The 1,154-nt window shown below is 74.2% G+C and carries 1 protein-coding gene; it reads right to left on the bottom strand.

Features of this window, described 5'->3' with window-relative positions:
• A partial coding sequence (locus ACLQ2N_RS35915; RefSeq protein ID WP_425819987.1) for a polyketide synthase dehydratase domain-containing protein occupies window positions 1–1,154 on the bottom strand: 1,154 nt, incomplete at both ends.

Here is a 1,154-nt window from a genome sequence, read left to right as displayed (position 1 = left end):
CAGCCACATCGAACAGAACAGGGACAAAGGGATCCCGGACCACCGCACCCGCAGGCACCCAGTCCACCTGGAACAGCGAGCGCTGCGCGGCGGCCGACTGCCCGGCCGCGTGAGCACGCAAGGTCAGCGAGCCGATCTCGGCGACCGGGGCACCGGCGGCGTCGCACATCACTGCCGCCACGGTGCCGGCCGAACCGGCCGGGGTGACCTTGACCCGCAGCACGATCGCTGCGGTGGCGTGCAGGGACAGCCGGTCCCAGACGAACGGCAGGTGCGGTCGGCCGACGTTCGCGTCCGGCAGCAGGCCGCCGAGGGCGATCGCGTGCAGGGCGGAGTCCAGTAGCGCGGGGTGCAGGCCGAACCGGGTCGCGTCGGCGTGCTCCTCCTCGGGGAGGGAGACTTCGGCGTAGACGGCGCCGTCGAGCTTCCAGGCGGCGGTCAGGCCCTGGAAGACGGGGCCGTAGGCGACACCGGTCGCGGCCAGGTCCTCGTACAGCCCGTCGACGGACAGCGGCTCGGCGCCCGGCGGCGGCCAGGCCGCCAGGTCGAACGTGGGCGCCTCGACGGCCGGGGCCAGGAAGCCCTGGGCGTTGCGGGCCCACTCCGGTGCGTGCTCGGTGCGGGAGTGGACAGCAACCGCACGGCGCCCGGACGCGTCGGGGGCCGAGACGACCACCTGGAGCTGGAGGCTGCCACCGGTCGGCAGGACCATCGGCGTGCTGAGGGTGAGCTCGTCCAGCACCGGGCTGCCCAGCTCCTCGCCCGCCCGCAGGGCGAGCTCGGCCAGAGCGGCGCCCGGGACGACGACAGCGCCGTTGACGGCGTGGTCGGCCAGCCAGGGCTGAGCGGCCAGAGAGAGTCGGCCGGTCAGAGTAAGGCCGTCGAAGTCCGGGGCGGGGACCAGCGCGCTGAGCAGCGGGTGGTCGACGGCGCCCAGGCCGGCGGAGGTCACGTCACCGGAGGGCCGGCTCTGGTCGAGCCAGTAGCGCTGACGCTGGAAGGCGTAGGTCGGCAGGTCGACGTGGCCCGCCTTGGCTGCGGTGCCGAAGTAGGCCGTCCAGTCGACGGACACACCGATGGTGTGGAGGCGGCCCAGGGCTTCGAGGACGGTGCGGGCCTCCTCGCGGTCCTTGCGGGCGGTGGGCACGAAGGCC

Origin of the sequence: Streptomyces sp. DT224, assembly GCF_049844595.1 — a bacterium.
Lineage (GTDB): Bacteria > Actinomycetota > Actinomycetes > Streptomycetales > Streptomycetaceae > Streptomyces.
This window is presented reverse-complemented; position numbering and strand designations above follow the sequence as displayed.